The sequence below is a fragment of the Nostoc sp. ATCC 53789 genome, from assembly GCF_009873495.1.
GTDB lineage: Bacteria > Cyanobacteriota > Cyanobacteriia > Cyanobacteriales > Nostocaceae > Nostoc > Nostoc muscorum_A.
Map to the genome: position 1 here is coordinate 127205 of NZ_CP046705.1, position 16886 is coordinate 144090.

14 protein-coding genes are annotated in these 16886 nt (G+C 41.5%); 11 read left to right on the forward strand and 3 right to left on the reverse strand.

The features are described from left to right. The first annotated feature begins 131 nt into the window (after positions 1-131). The 5 genes from GJB62_RS32285 to GJB62_RS32305 all read left to right on the forward strand — a co-directional run bounded on the left by GJB62_RS32285 (position 132) and on the right by GJB62_RS32305 (position 5153). Complete coding sequence (locus GJB62_RS32285; RefSeq protein ID WP_114085037.1) at positions 132-1325, forward strand: hypothetical protein; 1194 nt, start codon at positions 132-134, stop codon at positions 1323-1325. Further along, a complete protein-coding gene (locus GJB62_RS32290) occupies positions 1322-3085 on the forward strand; it encodes a TraM recognition domain-containing protein (protein ID WP_114085036.1) in 1764 nt (587 codons plus the stop codon). Before GJB62_RS32285 ends, GJB62_RS32290 begins: the two co-directional genes overlap by 4 nt. Before the next feature lie 367 nt (positions 3086-3452). Then, complete coding sequence (locus GJB62_RS32295; RefSeq protein WP_114081708.1) at positions 3453-3953, forward strand: helix-turn-helix domain-containing protein; 501 nt, start codon at positions 3453-3455, stop codon at positions 3951-3953. A 65-nt stretch (positions 3954-4018) separates the two neighbouring features. After that, positions 4019-4513, forward strand: coding sequence for an IS630 family transposase (locus tag GJB62_RS32300; RefSeq protein WP_245246029.1), 495 nt, complete (start codon positions 4019-4021; stop codon positions 4511-4513). Continuing rightward, the gene (locus GJB62_RS32305; RefSeq protein ID WP_245246300.1) at positions 4497-5153 is read left to right on the forward strand and encodes a restriction endonuclease; all 657 of its coding nucleotides are present in this window, start codon (positions 4497-4499) and stop codon (positions 5151-5153) included. The genes GJB62_RS32300 and GJB62_RS32305 overlap by 17 nt, the downstream gene beginning before the upstream one ends. An 82-nt stretch (positions 5154-5235) precedes the next feature. Here GJB62_RS32305 and mobF read toward each other — a convergent pair whose 3' ends face one another. Continuing rightward, complete coding sequence (gene mobF / locus GJB62_RS32310; protein WP_245246301.1) at positions 5236-11079, reverse strand: MobF family relaxase; 5844 nt, start codon at positions 11077-11079, stop codon at positions 5236-5238. Between the two features lie 740 nt (positions 11080-11819). Here mobF and GJB62_RS32315 point away from each other — a divergent pair. From GJB62_RS32315 to GJB62_RS32335, 5 genes are all read left to right on the forward strand, one after another. Further along, a complete protein-coding gene (locus GJB62_RS32315; RefSeq protein ID WP_220186634.1) occupies positions 11820-12401 on the forward strand; it encodes a hypothetical protein in 582 nt (193 codons plus the stop codon). A 34-nt stretch (positions 12402-12435) separates the two neighbouring features. After that, positions 12436-13542, forward strand: coding sequence for an IS630 family transposase (locus GJB62_RS32320; RefSeq protein WP_159402646.1), 1107 nt, complete (start codon positions 12436-12438; stop codon positions 13540-13542). A 32-nt stretch (positions 13543-13574) separates the two neighbouring features. Next, complete coding sequence (locus tag GJB62_RS32325) at positions 13575-14123, forward strand: hypothetical protein (RefSeq protein ID WP_181852964.1); 549 nt, start codon at positions 13575-13577, stop codon at positions 14121-14123. Between the two features lie 16 nt (positions 14124-14139). Further along, positions 14140-14574 carry a hypothetical protein gene (locus GJB62_RS32330; RefSeq protein ID WP_114086246.1) on the forward strand — a complete coding sequence of 145 codons (435 nt, stop codon included), beginning with the start codon at positions 14140-14142 and terminating at the stop codon, positions 14572-14574. Positions 14575-14700: 126 nt separating this feature from the next. Continuing rightward, on the forward strand, positions 14701-15507 hold the full coding sequence (locus tag GJB62_RS32335; RefSeq protein WP_114086245.1) for a hypothetical protein: 807 nt from the start codon (positions 14701-14703) through the stop codon (positions 15505-15507). 175 nt (positions 15508-15682) lie between these two features. On the opposite strand, the gene GJB62_RS38120 is transcribed toward GJB62_RS32335, so the two are convergent. Continuing rightward, on the reverse strand, positions 15683-15805 hold the full coding sequence (locus GJB62_RS38120; RefSeq protein WP_258169872.1) for a hypothetical protein: 123 nt from the start codon (positions 15803-15805) through the stop codon (positions 15683-15685). Positions 15806-16014: 209 nt separating this feature from the next. Between GJB62_RS38120 and GJB62_RS32345 the strand changes: the two genes are divergently transcribed. Then, positions 16015-16239, forward strand: coding sequence for a hypothetical protein (locus tag GJB62_RS32345; protein WP_181852963.1), 225 nt, complete (start codon positions 16015-16017; stop codon positions 16237-16239). 107 nt (positions 16240-16346) lie between these two features. On the opposite strand, the gene GJB62_RS32350 is transcribed toward GJB62_RS32345, so the two are convergent. After that, positions 16347-16877: a hypothetical protein gene (locus GJB62_RS32350; protein WP_245246302.1), complete on the reverse strand. Its 531-nt coding sequence runs from the start codon at positions 16875-16877 to the stop codon at positions 16347-16349. Positions 16878-16886: the final 9 nt, after the last annotated feature.

Here is a 16886-nt window from a genome sequence, read left to right on the forward strand (position 1 = left end):
GCAAGACAAAAGTGGATGCGAGAGTTGTGCCTATTTTCATGGGCGACAATACGACCAAGAAATCCTAATATGCACGGTACATCCACGCGGCTCCAATCAAGAACAATGTCCCGATTACTTTAACAAAAATCATGAAACTTAAGCCTTTTCTACTGGCTGCAATAGCTTCTCTAGTTCCGCTTTCCGCCTCAGTCGCACAGACACCAACAATTAATTATTCGCAGGGCAAATACAAAACGGCTGCCCCCGACTGGTCAAAAATCACATGGGATACTTTGCCACCCGTTCAACAGCCAGGATTTTTAAAGATACCTAAAAACCTGATTTCGACTTTTGGCTACGACCCCTCGCGCTCGTGGACAGCAGGGCAAAAAGTAGACTCTGTTGTGATGTTGGGCGACGCGGATGATGCTTTTAAGATGTCGGACTTGAGCTTAAAGGCTATTGACACGGTGGCTTTGTCCACTACAGCCACAACCACCAAACCCACCCTCAAAGACTTTGGATTAATGCAATGGCAAACGCCAAAAACATTAGTTAAAGCAATGCCTGAATTAAGCAATTTGAGCCTATCAGAAGTTCCCCCATTAGCTGATCTATTTTCTAAGAATGGTGCTGGACTGGGTAGCAGCACTATTTCTCAAGCCATAGCCTCAAATCCTCAAGTCGCAAACCTGACACTAGATAAGATTGACCTAAGCAAATATTCGCTTGATTCAATTCCTGGGTTGGACAAAACTCAATTAGGAAAGTTTAAATCATGGCAGCAAGCTTATGTCAATCAAATTCCTAAATTAAGTCAAGTGCCCTTTGATAAAATGCCTCAGCCTATTAGCTCTGGCATTGGTGTTGTGGGTATCGCATCTGTTGTACTTGGTACGGCAGAAAAGGGCGACAGAAGGGCTGGGAATGATTACTTTGTTTCTGGCAGCGTTGTCAGAGGCGACCGCACTTTAACAGTCGCCTGTCCTCCAGGCATTGAATGCTCATACTTAGAGATAGGGGATTTTGCTGGCAGTCAGGGCGGCTTATATGGCAAGCGCTGGGCATCTGGCTCATCTCAGCAAGTTAAGGGCGGTTATGGGTTCCTAGCAGCCGTTAACGGTGGGAAGGAACCAACAGGGCGGCTAGTGTATGGTAGTGGGTTCAAAGTGGCGCTAACTGGAGTTAATGAATCCCTTGGGACTGCCGACTTTGGCTTATTCTTTAGGATCTGTGCGCGACCGCCATTTCAGCAGAAAACTTGCACCCCTTACTTCATTGGGCCAGTTCCCTGGTTGCCCGTGAGTGAGAATGATTTGGTTATCGTGGGGACGGGACGATGACAGGGACTCCTAAGACTATTGTTAAGCCAAATCAATTTATTCCCCCAGGACTTGAATCGGCGCTATTTTCCCCCGCAGGTTTAGGGGTACTCGCTTGTGGCGCGGTGATTGTAATCGCCAAAATCATCGATAGTAGGGGAGGTATTGCCAAGTTAGCGACCGCACGGTGGGGCGGCGCGGTGGAGAAAAAAGCCGCTCGTCAATTAGCGTGTAAGCAAATTCAGCTACGCTTGCACAATCGGGTATCTCTATATGTTGGCACTCCCAAGAATACAACGAGCGAGGTTATTAATGGAATCAGGAAAACGAGTATCCCTGAAGATTCAACAACCCTTTACTTCCCAGAAGCGCAACGGGGTATTTTAGTTTGTGGTGGGCCAGGGAGCGGAAAGTCATTTTCAATGATTAATCCGATGATTCGTTCGGCAATAGATCAGGGATTTCCCTTGGTACTTTATGATTTTAAGTATAGTGAGCAAGAATCAGCTACATCTACATCTAAGGGACAAGCCCCAATACTGGCAGGATATGCCGCTTTGCGAGGTTATGAAGTTACTGTATTAGCTCCAGGTTTTGCGGAATCTGCGGTTGCCAACCCCATAGACTTTCTTCGTAATAATGAAGACTCGGAAATGGCGCGACAGTTGGCGATTACACTCAACCGCAACTTTCAACTTGGAGAAAAGAATTCTGGAAATAACTTCTTTACCAATGCTGGAGATCAGTTGGTGCAAGCTGTTTTCATGCTGGCGAAAGGAACGGAGTACCCAGATATCATGATGTGCCAAGCAATCCTGGGGTTGCCAAAGTTAGTTAAGCGCATTGAGCAAGCAGAAAATCTGAATTTCATGGTTAGAGAGGCTTTCGCACAGTTTGTATCTGTTGCAGGGTCGCCAGAAACAGCAGCTAGTATTGTGGGTACAGCTAGCGGATTGTTCAGCCGCTTCATGGTTCCCTCGGCATTAGCAGCGTTCTGTGGAAAAACCAATATTCCTTTGGATTTGAAGGGGCGGCAGATGGTGGTATTCGGGATGAACAAAGAGAAGCGTGATGTAATCGCACCCTTGCTTGTCTCGATTCTGCATCTATTAGTTAGCCGGAATGTGGCTAACAAACGTACTTGTCCTTTGGTGTTGGGGATTGATGAATTACCCACATTATATTTACCAGCACTGGTTGATTGGCTGAATCAGAATCGGGAAGATGGATTGGTATCAATACTGGGATTACAAAATCTCTCAATGCTGATTGAATCCTATGGTGAAAACACAACTAATGCAATATTTGGTGGTTGTGCTACCAAAGCATTCTTTAACCCCCAAGATGATGTAGCTGCCGAACGCTTTAGTAAGTTTTTAGGTGAAGAGGAAATTAAATACAAGCAACGTTCTCGCTCATCAGGAGGCAAGGGTGGTGCAAGCATTTCTAATTCTGACCAAAACAGTACCCGAAAATTATTTGATGTCAATCAATTTAACACTTTACCATCGGGGAAAGCAGTAATTATTAGTCCAGGTTTCCGTTCTCGTGGTCAAATAAGTTTGCCAATCTTGCAATCAATTAAGATTCCTCAGCATGAAATCCAATCTGAAACTGACAGTGTGAAAGCTTGGTACGAGTTTCAAAAGTTTTTATCTAAAAAGTCTACTCTCTTAACTCCAGCAGATGAAGAAATGAGAATTCGTCGAGCAGAGGCATTAAAATTGTTGCCTTTGATAGAAAATCAAGAGCAATTATCAGAATATGCAAGTCTGATTTAAAGTGAAATTTCCTGCCCTTAATAGTCAACCCCTTCTCTGCGAGACGCTGTGCGAATGGGGAATTCAAAATTCAAAATTATTAATTCAAAATTAAAGACAAGACGCTCTCTACCAGACGCTGCGCGTAGCTTGCTTCTCCGTAGGAGTACGTGGACTCGCTTGCCGCCGGCGCTATCGGTCATCACAAATATTCAGGATAAATACCATGTCGTCACGCGATTTTTACTCACTTAATGATCATGACAGACGAGAAATTGCAAAACTTCCACCTCAGATAGCAGCCTTAGCAGATAAATATCCATGTGATACCAATTTAATATGAAGCTGCATATAATAGAGAAAACAAACTCGATAAATTAAAAGAACCATGAGCCGCCCTTTTGAGATTGAAATCGCAGAGAGCGAAGAAGAACTTAAAAAACGCCTACAAACAGCTAATTTAGGGAACCAGAAAGAAAAACTTATTATGCTGTGGTGGATAAAAAGCGGGCAGGCCAAGGAGCAGCAAGATATTGGAAAACGCTTGGCTAAAGATACATCAACGGTGACAAGATGGTTACAAAAATATAGATCGGGTGGGCTAGATGAATTATTGAAAATAAAAAAAGCTCCGGGAGCAAAACGGAAAATTCCTGAAGGAGCGATCACGGCACTTGAAGAGGAGTTAAAAACAGGAAAAGGCTTTAGTAGCTATGGTGCAATAGTAGAGTGGTTAAAGCAAGAGCAGGGGCTTGATATCGAGTATGCAACGGTTTATGCATTGGTTCGATATCGATTAGGGGCAAAACTAAAAGTACCACGTCCTCAAAGCCATAAGCAGGATGAAAAGTTAGTATCTGAGTTTAAAAAAAACTCGGTATCATTCTGAATTGTCTAGAAAAACATCTAGCACCCGGCAAGTGTGTTCGCTACCTGTGCCAGGATGAAACGAGGGTGGGACTGAAAACTCTTACAGGAAAAGTGATTACTGCCTCTGGAGTTAAGCCTACTGTTGAGGTGAAATGGCCACGGGAAAATTTTTGGATTTATGGTGCAATTGAACCATTGACTGGAGATCATTTTCTTTATGAATATCCAAAACTGAATGGCGAGTGTTTTCAACAGTTTTTGGACTGGCTATCTCAACAATTAGGTGGGGATTACGCTATTTTACAGGTTGACCAAGCACCTGCTCATACAAGTTCAGCAATTCGTTGGCCAGAAAATATTATTCCTCTGTTTCAACCACCTTCAGCCCCTGAACTCAATCCCATTGAAAGGCTTTGGCAGCTCCTCAAGAAACCACTCAAAAATCAGCTTTTCTCTTCTTTACAGAATTTACGCGATCGCATCCAAGAAATATTTAATCAACTTACACTTGAGCAGGTAATATCTATCTCTTCTTATAACTTTATTCTCGAAGCTCTTTTCTATGCAGCTTCATATTAAATTGGTATTAGCTAAAAACTTTAACAAGCCTGTACGACAAAGCTCAGTAGCAACCCAAAAGGCTTTCTTAGCTAAAAATTTTAAGAAGCAATTACTACCAATCCCAGCGCGAACACCAAGGGTTAGATTACCTAAAAAGCTTAAAAAACACTTGAATAATATTGAGTACGCTAGTCAAGTATTACTTGAGCTTCGTAGCAGAACTCAATTAGCCAAATTGCCAGTAGTAATCGCCACACTGCGTAGGATATCACCCTACGTTTTTGAGGAATTGGTACTCACTTGCTGCTTTGAACAGGGGTGGCAAATTCAACGCAACTTTCGGTACACCGGTGACGGCGGGATAGATGGTCGCGTGTTGATTTTGGGAAAGCTTTATGTAATCCAGGTTAAGCGTTATGCTGATTACATTAGCCCAAAACACATCAAAGATTTCGTATGCTGTATTGAAGGAGAAGGAGCTAATGGTGGATTCTTCGTGCATACTGGCATAACTGGACAGTTATCAAAACAATTGATTCGTCGCTCCGACAAAATAATCTTAGTGAGCGGTCAGAAACTAGTAAATTTTGTCTTAGGTAAGCAGTTTAAAATAGTGGGAATAACAATACCAGTAAAAACAGTGAACAGTTATCAGTAAACAACTAACTTATGAATGAATGAATGAATGAATGAATGAATGAATGGAAATATCTGATACCTGATAATTGATAACTGATAAGTTAGCGTCGAAACTGTAGATGCTCCCCGTTATCATCTGATTGTTGAGGGTTTATTTTCAATCTCTTCAGAATCGATGGTTTGTCATCTCTAATCAGTTGCCTAACGATGTTCATTTTCTCCTCAAAAGTCAAAGCTAAAGCATCAGTTGTAACACTCGTAAATAACTCGCTGACCTTTGCTCCTGTTACCTTTTCACCTTTGACATATTTTCCTACTTCCATAACTACTTCTGCCAATCTTTCAATATCTAAACCCTGAATCATCTGTTTGAGATGCAACTTTAATTCTGCTAGTAATGTTTTAGCTAAGGTTGACTCAGTAGCTGATTGCTCAACAGAGTTAGAGGTGGATAAAATAGCTCTCTTCTCTACATGAGATTGCAACTCAGCCGTCAATGCTATTTCAAACTCATTGAATGTACTTTTAGCAGCAACAAGTTGTTGATGAGATTGAGAAAGTTGCTCTGTCAATCCTAATACTGCTTGGTTTAAAGCAGACTCGATAGCTGATTGCTCAACATAATCAGAGATTGACAGAATAGCTTTATTTTCTGCATAAGATTGCAACTCAGCCGTCAATGCTGTTTCAAACTCATTGAATGTACTTTTAGCAATGACAAGTTGTTGATGAGATTGAGAAAGTTGTTCTGTCAATCCTAATACTGCTTGGTTTAAAGCAGACTCGATAGCTGATTGCTCAACATAATCAGAGATTGACAGAATGGCTTTGTTTTGTGCATGAGATTGCAACTCAGCCGTCAATGCTGTTTCAAAGTCATTGAATGTACTTTTAGCAGCAACAAGTTGTTGATGAGATTGAGAAAGTTGTTCTGTCAATCCTAATACTGCTTGGTTTAAAGCAGACTCGATAGCTGATTGCTCAACATAATCAGAGATTGACAGAATGGCTTTGTTTTGTGCATAAGATTGCAACTCAGCCGTCAATGCTGTTTCAAAGTCATTGAATGTACTTTTAGCAGCAACAAGTTGTTGATGAGATTGAGAAAGTTGTTCTGTCAATCCTAATACTGCTTGGTTTAAAGCAGACTCGATAGCTGATTGCTCAACATAATCAGAGATTGACAGAATGGCTTTGTTTTGTGCATGAGATTGCAACTCAGCCGTCAATGCTGTTTCAAAGTCATTGAATGTACTTTTAGCAGCAACAAGTTGTTGATGAGATTGAGAAAGTTGTTCTGTCAATCCTAATACTGCTTGGTTTAAAGCAGACTCGATAGCTGATTGCTCAACATAATCAGAGATTGACAGAATGGCTTTGTTTTGTGCATGAGATTGCAACTCAGCCGTCAATGCTGTTTCAAACTCATTGAATGTACTTTTAGCAGCAACAAGTTGTTGATGAGATTGAGAAAGTTGTTCTGTCAATCCTAATACTGCTTGGGTTAAAGCAGACTCGACAGATGATTGCTCAATATAATCAGAGATTGTATTTAAGAGTTGTCTGGTGGCTGGTTGTGAAGAATGGACATAATTTGCTTCTCTATTAAAAATTGTTGAATCTTGTCCGTTAATTTGTCTTGAGAGTTTCTCTGTTCGTTGACCTCGAAGCCCATCATCTGTAGAGCTTTGGTTAATTCCTGCAATATCGTCTCCATGTCCGAAGACTTTTTCGAGTTCAGCATCTCGGTTAATTGCTGCAAGAAGTTCGACTGATTCGCGCTCATTTCGATTAGGTTCTCGGCTTGGCTCGTTTCTAAGAACTCGATTTTCTGGGTTAATTGCTGGCTGTTGGTTTGTAACTGCTCGATTTTCTGGGTTAATTGCTCTATCTTCTCGGTTAGGAACTGTATCTGAGTTAGGTTGTTGTCGTTGGTTAAAGTCATGGGTTTGTACCTGTGGTTTATTTTGTAAAAGATAGGGAACAGGCAATGGGGAATAGGCAACAGTTTTTTCTATTTCCTCTTCCCTGTGTGTTGGTAAGAGATCCAATTTGTCATTCCCTGTTGCCCGTTCCCTGTTGCCTGTTCCCTCAAGTTGTATAGAACGTTGTTCTGGTATCGGCTTACGCAAAGGTGGAAAAGCCGCAGTCTTTGAATGCTGATTCTGCTGTTGCCAGTCCCGAAAGGTTGGAGCAAGATGACTCAATTTCTCGTAAGCGAGTGGCCCACTTGCGACTATGAAATCATCAACACCTTTAGAAGGCCCTGGCAAGCTGACAACTTTTACTCTTGCTCCAGCTTCTTGTAACAATCTTCCAGTCACGGAAATATCTCGCTCGATATGGAGCTTAGTTTCAGGCTTGGTTTCGTAGTCAAAACAGAACTTGAAAACTCTCCCTTGTGTGGCGAAAACCGCTAATTCCTCATGTACGTAAGACTTGCCAATTTTCTTGCCAAACTCATCTTTGGGAGTTCGGTATCCCGCCGAAATCCCAGGTAGCCCAATGGCAGCATGACCCTGACTCAACAGACTGGCTGCTTTTTTCGCACCTTCTGCGATCGCACAGGGGATATTATGTTTCCAGACACAGTACCAAAATCCTGACTGGCGATCGCTATCACTGGGGTTCACCTTGTGTTTGGAGTAAATGCGTTCGGCAATATCGTCAGGGACATCTAGCAAGAAGATACTTAATTCAACTTTTGGGGGATGCTCATATTTAATGAATTTCCCTTCAATTATTTGCCCAGACTCATCTTTTTTGGGTCTTGGTTGATTTGGCTTGTAGCATCCCCATCGTTTAATCGGCGGTTTCTCACCTGGCTTTAAGTTAGCAAATGTTCGCGCATCAACTCCAGCATCACACCACCATCCACCAGCATCAAGATGCGAATATGCCCTTATAAAACCATCTGTTAGCCGTCCTGTATTTGTTCGATTCAGTTTTTCGCTGACCATGAGCCGTTCCCAGGCTTCATGCTCACCACCTGCATAGTTAAACTGAAGACTCTCAAAGTTCAACGCTGTAATATCGGGATGAATAGCACTATTTTCAAACTCCTGCCAATCCTTTGGTTCAAGAAAATTGGGAATGTCTTCAGTATGATATGGTGTCCAAAACGCTTCTGTGGGGACAGGAGATTTCAGTACTGGCTTAGAGAAAACCGATTCAACAGTATTATAATTTGGTGTCTCTTTCAAGACGGGCAAGACTTTCGGTACTTTTATTGATGAATCATGGCTTGTTGTCCGGCTAGATGCAACTGATTTCACAATTGGCTCGACAAAAGGAGTAGATACTGTCGTCTCTTGTTTTAGTACTGGCTTCTCAAAAGGGGCACTTATATTTATAGTTATTGCTTGGTGCTGCTTGAAAGTCGATTTCTGAATTTGTTTTCGTAACAATTCCAAGGCATTTTCTTTAGACTTCGACTGTTGCGCTAACCAGAGCAACCGCGTTGGATCTTCGGTGTAAATCTTTAATTCATGCCTTGCACGGCTGGCAGCAACATAAAAACTTTCCTGTCCAATAGTGAAATCTGCCGAAATTAACACCCGATCCGCAGTTTTTCCTTGGCTACTATATGTTGTACTCACAAGGGCATAGTCTAAGTTTTGCGCCTGTGCCAAACTAATGGATTCAGTACGCTCATCAGCATATTTAATCTGGACTATGTTCAGGTCGATCCCTGTTACAGTAAACTCCTGTCCGTTACGTCGTCCCAATTGCCGATCGTTTTTCTTCCATTGCAGGCGATCGCCCACAGCAATTTCAATCTGGTGACTCTGATAAACTGCTTTCTCAAAAGCCGTGTCTACCTGCAAAATCTGACGTTCATCACTTATAAGGGTCAACTTATCAGTAGTTCGACCTACCACTTCATATAATTTGCCTTTAGAAAGCCCCCGGCGTTTGTAATCCCGTGTGGGAATGATCACATCACCAATTTCAAAGTTATGGGCAAACCGCATCTGTACTTTTGTCAGATTTTTGGTTTGCAATTGGGTGATGGTTGCAGTTTCTCCCAAAGTTCCTTCACCCTTGAGCTTCGAGCGAATCGCTTGGGTAAGGGCAAGTCTTTCTGTATTTGTTCCAGCTAACACAAGAGTTTTGAGTCGCTGCTCTGGTGTCCCTACTATATAATCATTGGCGATCTGCTCTATTTTGGATTCTGAAGAAACAGTTTTTATTGAGCCGGTCGCCAGTAGATGTTCAAATCCCGCTTCTACTCTGCCATCGGCAATTAAATCTACTGCCAGCTTCAGTTGAGGGTCTTTTTGGCGCAACGATTCATTGAGGTGTGCGGTTTTGATTCCCGCCTGTTGCAAGGATTTGAAGGGATTCCCTGCTGATACTGCTGACAACTGCCGAGTGTCACCGACTAAAATCACCCTAGCTTGAAGTAAGGTTGCTCGTTGTAGGAGTGCATGGGCATCCTTAGCACTGAGTAAACCCGCTTCGTCCACAATCCAGATTTGATTTGGTTCAATTTCTTGTGGTTCAGTGACAAGTAATCTAGCCACTGTCTCAGACTGAATTTCTAACTCTTCACTCAAAACCTTAGCAGCAGAGGAACTAGGGGCAAAGCCAATAATAGTGTATCCGGCATCTGTGGCTATCGCTTTCAACTCCTTGAGGGCGAAAGTCTTACCAGCACCAGCTACTCCCTGCCATGCAATGAACTGGTCAGATGTTGTTGCAGCTAATTCTACTGCTTGGCGCTGTCCGGTATTTAGTAAGGTTTTCTGTAACTGGCTCTCAACTACTTCTCTATTAGTTATTGGGACTACTTTTCCAACACCTTGCTGCATCAACTCAATCGTCGCCAACTCCCGCCTCACTGCTGTCATCGTCGTAAATTGGTGAGTCAACCCTGGCAAACCGATTAACTCCTGATGTTCTCTAATCAGGGGTGCAATCGCTGTTACATCCGTAGCTAAACGTGATTCTAGGATGAATTTTTCTAAATCCTCTTGTCTAAAAGCGACATTTCTCTCACTGCAATGTGCGATCGCATCATCTAACGCATCAATCAGACTTTTTTGCTCAACCACAAGAGGAGCCTGTCCTTTTCTTGGTTCTCCTGGCTTGACAAACGTGATACCTAACGCCGCAGCTTCTTCTTTCCACAATGCAACTAATTCTGATTCTGGTAGTTTCTGCTTGCGCTGGCGGGTATCATCCCAAATTTTTTCACGTTCGGCCCAAGTCGAATTAGCACCAGATGAGGCGATGATTTGCTGTCGCCGCTTAGAAAAAGCCTCTAAATCCTCGAATTTAAAGCCTTTTATATCAAACTGCCCATGTAAACGAAGCTCTATCTCGTAGCCAAGCTTCTGCACCTCACGCGCCAGAGAGCTTTGGTATGCCATCCCCAAGAATTTTTTATTGGCGAATATTTCATTATTACCCAAACTCAACCACCTACCATCTGGAGTTTGGGTCATGTTCATCAGCAAACAATGGGTGTGCAGATGTGGGTCTAAATCCCGACTTTCGATGTGATCGAACTGCGCGGCGACCAAGTTACCAGTCTTAACTCTATGTCTGCCGCTATTATCTGTCACTCTGGTATAGGCATAACGCTGCTCTATTAGCTCCAGAGTTTCTTTTAGCGCCTGATGGTGAGCATCAATCAAACGAGTATCCCCGCCCACCAAGGCCATCAAGCTTACACTTTTGGGCGCAGAAAATGTACAGTCTAATGCGGCTCTGCGTTCTCCTTTCCCCTTTTCTTTGACTACTCTGGCATTCAATACCTCACGACCATCAGGCGTAAGCCCCTCAATGATATTTTTAAAAGCTTCTTCATCATCGACTGCCCCTGACAACCCCAATTTTTCAGCACCTTGACCACTCCAAAGCGACTTACCTTGGTGATAGTAATTCTTGATGAAGTAGTTCACCGCCATCTCACTTGAGACGTTAGCCGCTGTTAGCATGGCTCACCTCGAAAAATGGGGTTACAAAAGTTAATCTTTGTTCTATTCCATCTGTTGGTGCAACAAACTCTCGTCAAGAAATTCTGATTATTTTCTCTTATTGCAAGATAATCACCCTTGCAATAAGTATTGAAGTCAAAATCAATCCCCGTCATTAAACTTCGTAGTGCTTGATGACGAATGAAAATTTTTTCGTGAGACTTTGACCAAAACAAAATTTTATTTCCCAAACTCTCCTGTCATTTAATATAGCAAAAAATCGAGCATTCTTTCCACCAAATATGGCGTACTGTGCGTCAGAAAAGGATGGATTCTAGGGCTTGTGGTTATTTCAGCTAATTACTAGATAATTGGGAGAATCCTTTGGAAAATTGGGAAGTATCAGGAAGTACTAGGAAGTCTTGGGAAGTCTTAGGAATTGTTGGAAAATATTAAGCTAATGAGAATTTTGTGACTAGATGATGTTGAATAGTTGAAAAGGTAAGAAATGAATTAGAGATTTGGGAGATATTGTTTAGATATTGGGAGATGTTGAATGTAATTGGTGATTATTGGAAATCGAGGGATTTTGTGGAGATTTTCTATCAGATGCACGAATTCATGGAAAGTCAAAGAGTATTGCCAAAACTGTAATCTTTCTTCGTAAATGTGGAAAAAATCACGGTTTGGGCGGTTCACTTTGAGAGTAATTATCAATTAGATAGACAAAAAAAGGGTCAAAAACAGGGAGAAATTTTCTTGTGGATTTAATGTTGAGTCTTGATCCGGGAACTTCAATGACGAAGATGGTTTATCGTGTTCTCTCGGAGATTCCGTACAAGTCAGAATTGCTGTGTATGGAACCAGAGTTAATTAAGATTTCCAAAGATTCGTTGGATTTATATGAGTCTGGGCAAATGAATCGGCCCAATCCAGAGAATGAAGCGTGGATAGAGTACAACGGAGAGTATTATGCGGTTGGGTTTTTGGCCCAAAAGTATTTTGAAGCGCGAATCAATTTTTTAGAACTCAAGTATGAGAACGCGATTCCAAAAACTTTGGCAGCAGTGGGGGCAATAGCGATTAGAGATTCTTTGAAGGCAAACTTTGATTTATCATTGGGACTGCTATTGCCTTATGGGGAGTGGGAAGATAGAGAGAGATTAGAGAGGGGTTTAACTAAGGCACTGTCTAGTTTTAGCTTTCGAGGGAAACAATTTTGTATAAATCTGATTAACTTTCAGTGCTTGCCCGAAGGTGGGGGACTGATATTGACGCGAAGTAAAAAACTTGGCACAGATTTCAATAAAATGAATAAGCTGTTACGCAGCTTGATTGTATAATAAAGCTAAGTAATTAACCTAGCATTAGCCACCTATGCCAGCAAAAAACCATCTTTCTAAAGAGCAAAAGGAACGGTTACTAAAAACTCTAAAAGAGCATGAAAATCCATACGTAAGAGAAAAAATATTGATTTTATTATTAATGAATGATGGAAAAACTTATCAGGAAATTAGTAAGTTTTTAGACATTGCATATCCAACGGTAGCATATTGGGCAGTTCACGGCGATCCAGATAACCTAGAAAGTTTTTTAGATGGAAGAAGAGAAGGTAACTTCCGCAAAGTTACTAAAGAATATGAGGATTTATTATTAGAAACAATTGAAAAAGAACCACTAGATTATGGGTATGATTTTGGTCGTTGGACGGCAGCAAGACTAGCCACGTACCTCGAAAAGATAACAGGAATTAAGTTAAGTGGTTCGCAAGTTGGGAGAATATTAGAGCGAAAAAAGTACGTTTACCTTTGGGCAAAATACAGCCTAGAGGACAAACAGAATCCTGAAATACGTAAGGCATTTAAAGAAAAATTGTCAGAATACTTAAGAATAACAAATGTTGCCCCAGAGCGTTTACAGGTATGGTTTTGGGATGAGAGTGGATTTAGTTTGAGAGTGATAAGAAGAAAAAATTGGGGTAAGAAAGGTACAAGAAAACAAATCACAGGTCAAAGAAGAAGAGGAAGAGTAAATATTATGGGAGGGTTACGCTATCACGACAAGAAGAGAATGAATTTTGTGATTAAAAAAGGAAATGCAGATGTATTTTATGAGCAGCTTAAATCTTTGAATAATTTTCTTTTGCAAGAATGGATAGAGCAAGGAAATCCAATTGAGACTTTCAATAAATGTTCGGCGAAAATAGTGATTATCTTAGATAATGCCAGCTTCCATAAAAGAAAAGATATTTTAGTTCGTATCAAGGCAGAAATGCCAAATATTATCCTGGAATTTCTACCACCTTATAGTCCAGATTATAATTTAATTGAATTGGTTTGGCATTCAGCAAAAGAATATATAGCTCATAGATTGTTCGAGTCAGTATCACAGCTAGAAGAGTTGTTAAATAAATTGTTAAATGAAGGAGGTCTTATTATTAAATGGGAACGCAAAATTAAAAATAAAGGTAATGCTATTTATTAAATTTAGCTGCGTAACAGCTTATTGCTGTGGTGATGCTGGGTTTTCGGGATATATCAGCCGTAATCTTTGAGCGGGGTATCTCAACTGGAAAAACGGAAGGATTGGGCTTGGCGTGGATGCTGGAGAGAATCAAAAGCCGAACATCAGGGCAAAACTTACATGATCTGTTAAAGGCTGTTCATCTATCAGGCCCGACATTGAAACCGAGATACTGCAAACCTTTGGCTCGGAGCAAGAAGTCTGATTTTAAGGTTGAGGAAATAGCACAAATTATTGAAGTGGCTGACTTATCTCGTAAAGAATACTGGGAAAAGGTATCCACTTGGCTCAAAATTAATATTCCTGCCCATATTGAGCAAGTCATTATTGGTGGTGGAACGTCGGAATATTTAGGCTCGGAGTTGAAAAATTTGTTTACTCATACCGACATTTCATGGGCAGCAGAATTATCTGAGGATGTGCGTTTAGCTTTTAACCTGCCGATTAAAAAAGATGCCTTGTGCTTGCGTTTCACTGATGTATATGGATTGTTTCGTTACCAACACGCTACATCATCCATTTCAACTCATCGTGCTTCTTAATTAAAGGAATAATGAAATGTTTTCAGATGTTGAGTTTCGCTTACGAAGTAGAGTTAAGGCTGATAGCTCCGAAGCGGTGGTAATTAAGTATCTAAATTCCAAGAATACTCTTTATCCTGCTAGGGATATGGCGATGATTGCCATTAGCAGTTATTGGTTGCCTTTAGCTTATCAAGCTATGGATCAATCTGTGGATTTAGAGCAACACATTCGTGCTTGTCTTTACCGCCTTCAACTCCACTCTTCATATCTGATGGGACTGCTGGGAGAGATCCCCTCTCAAGGAACGCCGATGATTGCAGTAGCCTCTAATCAATCACAGCCACTACAACTAATACAATCAGAACCATTAGCAATATCCAGGACTTTAGTCAAAGAAGCATTACAAATAGCCAGAACTCCCGTACCAGAAGAATTGGAGTCGGAAACTGACTGGTTAAATCCTTTTTAGGACTGACCGAACAATTCGCAATGACGCTCGTTTGCGGAGCGTGATTGCGTACAGGCCTTTGGGCATGAAAACAGCGGAGCCGGGCGTAGCAAGAGTGCGAATTGTTTTAAATAGGAGTGCATGATTATGTATCAACCACAAGAACTTTTTAACGAGCTTTCAACATCAGAAATTAGCCGGACTTTACGCTTGAGTGGCATATCTGAAAAAGAGTTATATACAGAGGATGATGCAGACCGTTTTCGTGAATGTCGCACCTTAATTGAGCAGGGTGGAACTGACGAGGACGTGATGGCCCTATTATCACCAGTCGTTGACGTTGTGCTGTCAGAAACTCCGGATAATTCTTTAGCTGAAATCAAGAATGGGCGGAAAAAGTCTGGGAAAAAAGCAACTAAATCCTTAGATATAACTGAATTACTAAGTCTTGCTCGTGAACAAGGCTTTAAGCTTACCCTGACTACAGCTTTAAAGATTTTCGCTGATTGCGGACTAAAAGAACAAGATGAATATACTTCAGAGGAATCCGAGCGTTTTCTCGCTGCCTGTAACTTACGACATCAGGGAAAAACAGAAATTGAGATCGCAGCAAACTTTGGAGCAGGTGTTTTGGATGCAGCAGATATCGAACTAAGCCTTGAAGAAACTGAACGACTCATACAAGATTCTGGCGATTTACTTTTTGGGGAAATGCTGCGAGAGAAAGCTGGACAACACGCTGCCATTGCTCCAGGTTTGTACTTGAAATATTTAGCACAAGAACTAGCTTCAGAAAGTTCTCAACAGAATTGGCGTTCCTTACTTGAAATGATTAAAGCTCGTGCGGTGGGAAAGCCTCAACCCCAATTTACTTTGAAGGTGCAAACCCTACAGCTACAGCAGCCCTTGAACAGTTTGCCGCCGAACTCAGAGAATGGTTCGACTTCCGACTAGAACAGGAACGACAAACTATTGAGATTCAGGCACTAAAAGCCTCTGATGCCAAAGCCACCCGATTAGCTGCCCACAAACTCGAAAACCTGCAAGCTTGGAACGAAGCTCAGGAGTCACGAAAAAAACTCCGCAAACAACGCTCTGAAAAATTCAAATCTAACCTATTTTGGTTTGGTCAGTGGATTGGTTCGGGTCGCTCTGGGATTTTCTTTTTCATCTGTGGCGTTTTGATTTCTACAACTGCTACAGCCGTGGCAATCATTAATCTACCAACTTTCTTGTCTTGTCCTAATAGCAAAAGTCTCTGTTATCAGGTATATCAAATGCGATTCAACAATAAAAGTGTGATTCTTCCGGGACAAGCAAAGGATATCGTTGCAGAGTATGAACGTAACAAGACCAAATCTAAACGACGCAAGTAATTAAGTTTTTGGGAAAGAGAAACTGTCTGTTTTGGTTTTCCCTATCTTTGGAACAGCATCAACAGTTTGATAGAGGGATGAAGTTATGAACGACCTAAAAGAAATTAAACTTTGGGACGATTGGGATGATATCAATTTATCAACTCCAGAACGTCGCATTGAACGCTTAGAAATTCTGCTGTGCCAAAAAGTCCACAAAGGCGAGGACATATCTGAATGTCTGCAAGTTTTAGAGTACTTGAAAAATCGCACGACTCAGCAAAAGTTAGAGTCTGTTTTCTTTAGGCGAGTTCAGTCTCAACGTTTATGAATATTTACTTTCATGCCAAGGTGAGGCGATCGCTTTTTTTCACATATTCAGGTCAAATCACTGCATTTGATGGATAAAAACTTTCTTTACAGGGTAACTCACCTACTTTAATAAGAGGTGTCCTTGTCGAAAGGCAAACTGTCAACATCCTCAAAGTTATGCAGGTCTTGCTCCATCTGCTGCCGACGTTGGACGTAAGTTCTGCTGTTTCCAATCCTCCCTTGCATCAACCATTCACCAAAGTTGATGCCTTGTTCTACGTGATTGGCAGACATTTCATTATAATCATCAACCTCTATTTTCTTACGCCACTCAAGCTGTTCGAGGGCACTTTCACTGATGCCAATCTGACGAGCATATTCTACATATTCAGGTCTGAGAGAACCATCTGGGTTGAATTCTTTTTTTTCTTGTTCAGTGAAGAAATCGTATGCTGTGTAGATTGGCCACGGCTCTGGATCAGTTTCGTCCAAGTGCTTCCACTCGTCGTATCTTGCTTTTAGTCTAGAGGCATAATCATCAATTGCCTCGTTACTCATTCCTACAGATAACATTTCTTGTCGAGCTTCATTTTTCAAGCTGCCATCTGGATGGAACTCTTTCTTGTGCATATTTATCCAACGCTTAATCCTTGACATAAAAACCTC